General features: G+C 64.4%; 5 protein-coding genes. 3 read left to right on the top strand and 2 right to left on the bottom strand.

Annotation, left to right across the window (positions count from 1 at the left end):
• A partial coding sequence (locus tag H5T60_08620) for a sulfite exporter TauE/SafE family protein (protein ID MBC7242494.1) occupies positions 1 to 583 on the top strand: 583 nt, incomplete at its 5' end.
• 48 nt (positions 584 to 631) lie between these two features.
• Here H5T60_08620 and H5T60_08615 read toward each other — a convergent pair.
• Positions 632 to 1,990, bottom strand: a complete 1,359-nt coding sequence (locus H5T60_08615; GenBank protein MBC7242493.1) for an amidohydrolase — start codon at positions 1,988 to 1,990, stop codon at positions 632 to 634.
• A gap of 595 nt (positions 1,991 to 2,585) precedes the next feature.
• Here H5T60_08615 and rho point away from each other — a divergent pair.
• Together rho and H5T60_08605 are read left to right on the top strand one after the other, a co-directional pair.
• The gene (gene rho, locus H5T60_08610) at positions 2,586 to 4,031 is read left to right on the top strand and encodes a transcription termination factor Rho (protein MBC7242492.1); all 1,446 of its coding nucleotides are present in this window, start codon (positions 2,586 to 2,588) and stop codon (positions 4,029 to 4,031) included.
• Between the two features lie 39 nt (positions 4,032 to 4,070).
• Positions 4,071 to 5,111: a M23 family metallopeptidase gene (locus H5T60_08605; protein MBC7242491.1), complete on the top strand. Its 1,041-nt coding sequence runs from the start codon at positions 4,071 to 4,073 to the stop codon at positions 5,109 to 5,111.
• A gap of 55 nt (positions 5,112 to 5,166) precedes the next feature.
• Here the strand turns inward: H5T60_08605 and pbpC are convergent.
• Positions 5,167 to 8,222 (bottom strand): penicillin-binding protein 1C (gene pbpC, locus H5T60_08600; protein ID MBC7242490.1); only part of this gene is annotated, 3,056 nt, incomplete at its 5' end.

Raw genomic sequence — 8,222 nt, 5'->3', positions numbered from 1 at the left:
CCGCAGTAAAGGCGTGTCGGACCTGCGGCTGAGCCTGCTCTTCTCCGTGCCGACGATCATCGGTTCCATCGTCGGCGCCCGCATTGCCATAGACCTACCCGACGCGCTCTTCCGGCGCGTGCTGGCCATCGTCATGGTGGCCGTGCTGGTCATCGTCCTCTGGGACCCTGCCAAACGCATGAAGAAGGTGGATAAGACGTTGACCCCTCTGCGGGCGGTCGTCGCCGTAGTGGGCTTTTTCCTGATCGGAGTGTACGGGGGGTTCCTGCAGGCCGGCGTGGGCTTCCTCACCATCGCCTTCATTGTCTTCCTGACCGGCCTGGACCTGGTACGCACCAACGCCCTCAAGGTTTTCATCATCGGTCTGCTCACCATCGTGGCGCTCATCATGTTTGCCATCGAGGGCAAGGTGGATTGGCCGCTGGGCATCGCGCTGGGAGTTGGCAACAGCCTGGGCGGGTGGTTCGGGAGCAGGTTTCAGGTGGAAAAGGGCGAGAAAGTGGTGCGCATCATGCTGGTCGTCGGCGTGCTGATCATGGCGCTCCAGCTTTCCGGGATTGTGCACATCCCTGGATGGAAATAAAAAACGCTCCCGCAGGTATGCAACCTGCGGGAGCTGTATCTTTCTCAGCTACTGTCCCATCGTCTTACGCCAGTCCGTGTCGCGCCCCCACTGCCGGCCCAGCTCTTCCGCCATCTCCCCAATCTTGCAGAACACCTCTTCCTCATCAAACGTCAGGATCTCCCGATCCCGCATCACCAGACGCCCTTCGATAATGACAGTGCGCACGTCGGATGGATGGAGGGCATATACCAGGTGGGAATAAGGCTCGTACATGGGAATGAGGTTCGGCCGGCACAGATCAATCATGACCACGTCGGCGCGCTTGCCGGCCTCCAACGAACCCAACCGGTCGTCCAGGCCGAAAGCTTTGGCTGCGCCGCGGGTAGCCATCCAGAACACCTGCCGCGCCGGCAGAACGGTCGGGTCGCCGTTGGCGACCTTATGCAGCATAGCGGCAGTCCGCATATCCCCCCACAGGCTCAGGTCGTTGTTGCTGGCCGCGCCGTCGGTGCCGAACGCCACATTCACGCCGGCCTGCAGGAGCTGAGGCACGGGCGCCACCCCTGAGGCGAGCTTCATGTTGCTCTCGGGGCAGTGCACGATGCTGACGCCACGCTCCGCCAAGAGCGCGATCTCCTCCTCCGTCAGGTGCACGCCGTGGGCGAAAATCACATGGGGATCGAGGATGCCCAGGGAATCCAGCAGGGCCACCGGCGGTTTGCCGGTTTGCCGGCGCACATCCTCGATCTCCTGCCGCGTCTCACAGCAGTGAATCAGCCAGGGCACGCCGAATTCATCCGCCAGCGCCTTGCTCTTCACCAGCAGGTCGGGCGAGCAGGCATACGTGGAATGGGGCTGGAGGATAGGGCGCACCAGGGGGTGGCCGGCCCAGCGTTCCAGGGAAGCGCGCACATAGGCCAGGCCCTCGGCCGGCGTCTTGGCGTTGGGCGATGGGAATTCCACCAGCGCCTCGCCCAGCAGAGCGCGCATGCCGGCGTCGCTGGCGGCGCGGCCAATGTCGTCCTCGAAGAAATACATGTCCACGAACAGGGTCGTGCCGGCGCGAATCATCTCGTCAGCCGCCAGCAGGGTGCCCCAGTACGCCATATGGGGATTCACGGTGCGCCCCTCGGCCGGCCAGATATATTCCTTCAGCCAGACATCCAGCGGCAAATCATCCGCCAGCCCCCGGTAGACGGTCATGGGCGCATGGGTATGGGCGTTGATAAGGCCCGGGATGAGCAGACAACTATCGGCGCGCAGGGTTTCGGGGGCTTGAAAGCGCCGGCGGACTTCCTCTTCCGTACCGACGTACAGAAGCTCTCCATGGCGCACGGCGATGCCGCCGTTGTGAATGATAGTGTCCTGGTCATCCATGGTCAGGATGGTGCCGCCAAGGATCAACATGTCGGCGTGTTCGTGCATATGCGGGACTCCTTGGAACGGATGCGGGTATCGTTCGTACGCTGCGAGAGTATACCGGAAAGGAAGGACAAAGGCAATTATCTGGCGATAGAATAACAGTACCCCAATTGACCGGTATCGCTGATTCAAAACCGCAAACGACCAATATTTGACGCCGGCGCACAAAAATGATATAATTACATCGAGCATTCGACGAGAAGGTGTGCTCCCCTGCCCATTGCACGTCGCAAGGCGTATTGTTCAGAGCTTCTCAATGCACAGGTTTCTCAACCTACCTGACCTCTCAAATGAGTCGGAATCAGCAACGCAACGTGCAACAATCGGGACTGTTTCGACTGCCATGATGGATGTTGCGTAAACGGAGCCGCCCGCGGTAATGACGGGGAACATCCCACTGGTGTTGCAGGCCAACGGCCGGCATGATTGGACACCTTGATCTCCCTCTGTACAGCCGCCGGCGCTTCCCACCACACCTCCCATCTGGCAGACAGCCCATCGCCCAATGAGCACACCACCATTCCATATCACCCAAAGGGAATCACCTATGGACATGCAGGATGAAATGCATTTGAATCACGAAAAAGAGGAAAACGTGATGGAGACCGAGCTGAACGACTTGCCGGACACAGAAGCGGGCTACACCTACGAGCAGGAGAGCGCCGTGTCCGTCACCGCGCCAACAGGGCCGGCACCGGAAGAGCTGCCGGTCATCGAGGGGGTCGAAACCGCCGAGACCACGGAGACCACGACCACCCCAGAAGTTCCCCCCATCGTCGTGGAGGAGGTGCGGCTCACCATCGCCGAGCTGGAGAGCAAGACCCTCGACGAACTGCGCTCTCTGGCGCGGGAGATGGGCGTCACCGGCTACACGCGCCTGAAGAAGAACGACCTCATCATGCGCATCCTGGAGGCCCAGGCCGAACAGCGCGGCTACGTTTTCCGCGGCGGCGTGCTGGAGATCATGCCGGAGGGCATCGGCTTCCTGCGCGCCGACGGCCTGCTTCCCGGCCCCAACGACATTTACGTCTCCCAGTCGCAGATCCGCCGCTTCGGCCTGCGCACGGGGGATATGGTGGTGGGGCAGGTGCGCCCGCCGAAGGAATCGGAGAAGTACTACGGATTGCTGCGCGTGGAGGCGGTGAACGGCCTGGACCCGGAGGTGGCCAAGCGCCGGCCGCACTTCGAAACGCTCACCCCAATCTTCCCCAACCGCCAGTTCAAGCTGGAGACGACGCCGGATGTGCTGGCCACCCGCCTGATTGACCTGGTGGCTCCCATCGGGCGCGGCCAGCGCGGGCTGATCGTCTCACCGCCCAAGGCCGGCAAGACCACCATCCTCAAGCAAATCGCCAACGGCATCTCCGCCAACTACGACGATGTCCACCTCATGGTGGTGCTCATCGGCGAACGCCCCGAGGAAGTCACCGACATGGACCGCTCCGTCGAGGCAGAGGTATACTCCTCGACCTTCGACGACCCGGTCGAACAGCACGTCAAGGTGGCTGATATGGCGCTCCATCGGGCCAAGCGGCTGGTGGAATGCAAGAAGGATGTGGTCATCCTGCTGGACTCCATCACGCGCCTGGCGCGCGCCTACAACCTGACTGTCCCGCCCAGCGGCCGCACCCTGTCCGGCGGCCTGGACCCCGCCGCCCTCTATCCGCCCAAGCACTTCTTCGGCGCCGCCCGCAACCTGGAAGAGGGTGGAAGCCTGACCATCATCGCCACCTGCCTGGTGGACACCGGCTCTCGCATGGACGACATGATTTACGAGGAGTTCAAGGGCACCGGCAACATGGAACTGCACCTCAACCGCAAGCTGGCGGAACGCCGCGTCTTCCCAGCCTTCGACATCGAGCGCTCCGGCACCCGACGGGAGGAACTGCTCCTCGAGCCGGACACCTTGGCCAAGGTCTGGACCATGCGCCGCATGCTGGCGGCCATCGGCGGCACCGAGGCGCTGGAGCCGCTGTTGGAGCGTCTGCGCCGCACGCGCAGTAACCGGGAATTCCTGGCCACCCTGAACAAGGACGTGGTGTAGCCGGCGCTCTCCGGACGCCCCGGCAAAAGGCGGACACGCGTGTCTCCTCTCCGATTTCGCGACCCGGATGACGAACCGTCCACGCCTTTCTGGCAGCGCTTCAGCACCCATATCCTGCTGGTAGCCATCATGTTGGCCGGCCTGTTCGCGGCACGGGACAAACTGCCGCGCTGGCCGGCCAACCTTCCTGTACGCGCCGCCGTCACCCCCGCCGACGTGACTGCGCCAGCCTCGGGGCCCACCGCCATCCCGGCGCGGCAGGCGGACCTCCCGCCCTGCCCGGCTGTGCTCATCCGCGCCGCGGTGCCCCATACCATCATCCCGGAGCGGCCGCGCCTGGAGATCATCACCTACACCGTGCAGGCCGGCGACACGGTCTTCGGCCTGGCGGAGCGCTTCGGCATCTCGCCGGAGACCATCCTGTGGGCCAACGGCGACCTGGAATATCACCCCGATGACCTGCGCATCGGCCAGGAGCTGATCATCCTGCCTGTCTCGGGGGTGTATCACGAGGTGAAAGCCGGCGACACCCTGGAAAAGTTAGCGGAGAAATATCAGGTCTCGGCGGATGTCATCCGCAATTATCCGCTGAACCAGATCGGCGCCGGCGGAGAACTGGTGGTCGGCCAGAAGCTCATCATCCCCGACGGCGTGAAGCCCTACGTCCCACGCCGGCTCCACCGCTTTGATGTGGCACTGCCGGCCAACGCCCTGAAGGGAAGCGGCGCCTTCATCTGGCCGACGCAGGGCTATATCACCCAAGGATACTGGAGCCTGCATCGGGCGATCGATATCGGCGCCGGCACCGGCACACCGGTCTACGCCAGCGACTCCGGCTACGTGGTCTTTGCCGGCTGGGACGACACCGGCTACGGCAACCTGATCATCATCAATCACGGCAACGGCTTCGCCACCTATTACGCGCACCTGAGCAAAATCCTGGTCTCCGCCGGCACCTCCGTCTCGCGCGGGGCCAAGATCGGGCTGGTAGGCTCCACCGGCCGCTCCACGGGCAGTCACCTGCACTTCGAGATATGGCAGCGCGATGTCCAGCGCAACCCCCTGGGCTTCTTGCCGTAGGAGTAAATAAAGCGGCCCGCCGGCTTCCCCGGCGGGCCGCTTCATCCGCTGTATCCTATTCTCCCACAGTCAGGGCGATTATTTCGCTGTACGCGGCACTGCCGGCCAGGTCATACGCCACGGCCTGGAGCTGATGCGTCCCCGCTGTCGGCGCGTCCCAGCTCCACTCGAACGGGACACTGGTCAGTGCGGCGGCGAGCGTCCCATCCAGCAGGATTTCCACCCGCCCAATGCCCAGGTTGTCGGAAGCCTCCAGCTCCACCCGGAGCGGCTGTCCCGCCGGCACCCTGCTGTCCGGCGCCGGCGAAAGGATGCGCACGGCCGGCGGCGTATTGTCAATACTGCACATCACGCTCGTTTCCGCGATCATACTGTTCCGCCCGATGACCTGCAGGCGCAGGGTGTACAGCCCGTCGGGCACCGTGGTGGTATCCCACTGGGCCAGGACACCTGCCGGCACCGGCGTCTCGCTCTCCACCAGGGTCAGCCATTCCGCCGGCTCCTCCCCGGCGCCGTACTCCAGCCGATAGCTCACGAACCCCTCGCCGGCCGCGCTTCCCTGCACCGACAGCAGTCCGCCCACCACCGCCATCTGCGCCGGCCAGCGCAGTTCGGCAGACAGCGCCGGCGGCGTGGGCGCGGGGGTGGGGGTAAGCTCAGGGGTAGGCTCCAATGTCGGTTCCGGCGTGGGTGTGGGCGTGGGTATTGGCGTTTCCAGGTCCTGGTTCTGCACCCACACATGGACGCGCGCTTCATAAGCATGGCCGGCGCTGTCGAGGGCGATAATCCGCAGGGAGTAATCCATATCTTTCAGCGTCGTCGTGTCCCATACCGCCAGCATGCCGCCGTCCACGGGCTGGTAGAATGGGCCGGCCACGTGCCCCCACCCGATGGGTGCCGGCCCTTCCCCATACTCCACGCGGAACTCCGCCAGGCCGGGCACCTGCACCACGCCGAAGATGGGGACCTGGCCGGCCACAGTCTGGCCGTCCTTCGGTTCAAAGATCGCCAGATGCACCGGTCCCGTGTGGACGGAACAAGGCTCTGTCGGCGCGATGGGCCGGTTGTTGGCGCGCGCCCATTCCAGGGCCTCCGGCGGATACACCTCCATCGGCCGGCGCTCCACCAGCTCGGGCGGACAGAACTCCGTCGCCAATTGGCCGGTGCTGGTGTCAATGGCAACCATCTGATGGAAGTCATGCTCCGGCCCAAGGGGGCCCTGCCCCTCGGCGAAGATTTCGATGCGCCGCTGGGGACAGGCCTCGCTGGGGATGGTGCCGGAATCGGCGCAAATCTCGATCTCCACGATGCCGGCCGGCCGCGGGAAGTCGCGCGCCGGCACGTTCGCCAGGGCGCGCTCCATGAAATCGTGCCAGATGGGGCCGGCACCGGCCACGCCGGAGACGTTCTGCATCGGGGAATTGTCGTTGTTGCCCACCCAGACGCCCACCGCCAGGTCGGGTGTGTAGCCGACCGTCCAGTTGTCGCGAAAGTCGTTGGTGGTGCCGGTCTTGACCGCCGCCGGCCGGCTCAGCCGCAGGACGCTGTTCGGCCCGAAGGTGGGCTGGCGCGCGTCGTTGTCCGCCAGTATGTGAGTGATGAGATAGGCATGTTGTGGTGAGACAACCTGCTGTCCCGCCGGCGTGTAGGACTCCAGCACGCGGCCGTGGGCATCCTCGATGCGCAGGATGGTCGCCGGCGGCACGCGTACACCACCGTTGGCCAGCACCGCATAGGCCGAGGTCAGCTCCAGCAGGGTGACTTCCCCGCCGCCCAGGGTCAGGGAAAGGCCGTAATCCTGCCGGTTCAGGGTGGTGATGCCCAGCCGGCGCGCCATGTCCAGCAGACCAGGAATGCCGACGAACTGCAGGGCCTTCACCGCCGGCACATTGTACGAATTGCCCAGCGCCTGGCGCACCAGCACCGGCCCGTGGAACTTGCCGTCGTAATTGGTGGGCTTGTACGGGGGATTGGCGCCGTCGGGGAACTCGGTCTCCACATCCCAAATCAGCGTGGCAGGCGTCCACCCCTTTTCGAAAGCCGCCAGATACGTCAGCGGTTTGATGGCGGAGCCAGGCTGGCGCGGCCGCACGGCCACGTTGACCTGCCCGTCGATATCCGGGTCGAAGAAGCCGCGGCTTCCCACCATAGCCAGCACCTCGCCCGTCGCCGGCTGGATGGCCACCAGCGCGCCGTTCGTAACGTGGCGGTCCTGCAGGGCAAGGACATGCTGGCGCACCTGCTCCTCAGCGATAACCTGTAGGTTGTAGTCCAGGGTAGTGGTGACCTGCAGGCCGGCTTTGTACAGCACCTCCGGCCCGTAGCGCTGTTCCAACTGCTGGCGCACATACATCACGAAGTGCGGCGCCTTCAGGCCCAGCGATGCGCGCGCCGTGGGCAGGGGTTCCTTCTCCGCGGCCTGCGCCTGTGCCTCGGTGATGTAGCCGTTCTTCACCATCAGGCGCAGGACCTGGGAACGGCGCTCACGCGCGGCCTCGGGGTTGGTGAAGGGGTCGTACACCGCCGGCGCCTGGGGGATGCCGGCGAGTAGTGCTGCCTCTGCCAGCGTCAGATCAGACGCCCGCTTGCCAAAGTACACCTCGGCCGCGGCCTCGATGCCGTAGGCCCGGTTGCCGTAATAAATCTCGTTCAGATAGATTTCCAAGATCTGATCCTTCGAGTACCGGCGGGAAATCTCCGCCGCCAGCACCGCCTCCTTGATCTTGCGGCGGATAGTGCGCTCCGGGCTGAGGAACACCAGCTTCACCAACTGCTGGGGGATGGTGCTGCCCCCCACCGTGATCTCGCGGTCCTTGATGGCATGATACACGGCGCGTGCCAGACCCACCGGGTCCACGCCAGGATGTTGGTAGAAATTAGCGTCTTCCGTCGCAATGGTGGCCTGGATCAGATACGGGGAAATCTCGGACAGCTTGGCAAGGGTGCGCCGGCCGCCGAGCGGGTCGTCAATCTCATATAGCAGGACGCCGTTGCGATCATAGATGCGCGTGCTGACAAACGAGGCGGCCCGGCTGGTCAGTTCCTCCGGGGGCGGAAGCTGTAACGCAATATACACATAGCCGAACAGGGCGACGGCCAGCGCCAGCGCTC

This window comes from Anaerolineae bacterium, from assembly GCA_014360855.1.
In the GTDB taxonomy this organism is placed as follows: domain Bacteria; phylum Chloroflexota; class Anaerolineae; order JACIWP01; family JACIWP01; genus JACIWP01.
This window is presented reverse-complemented; position numbering and strand designations above follow the sequence as displayed.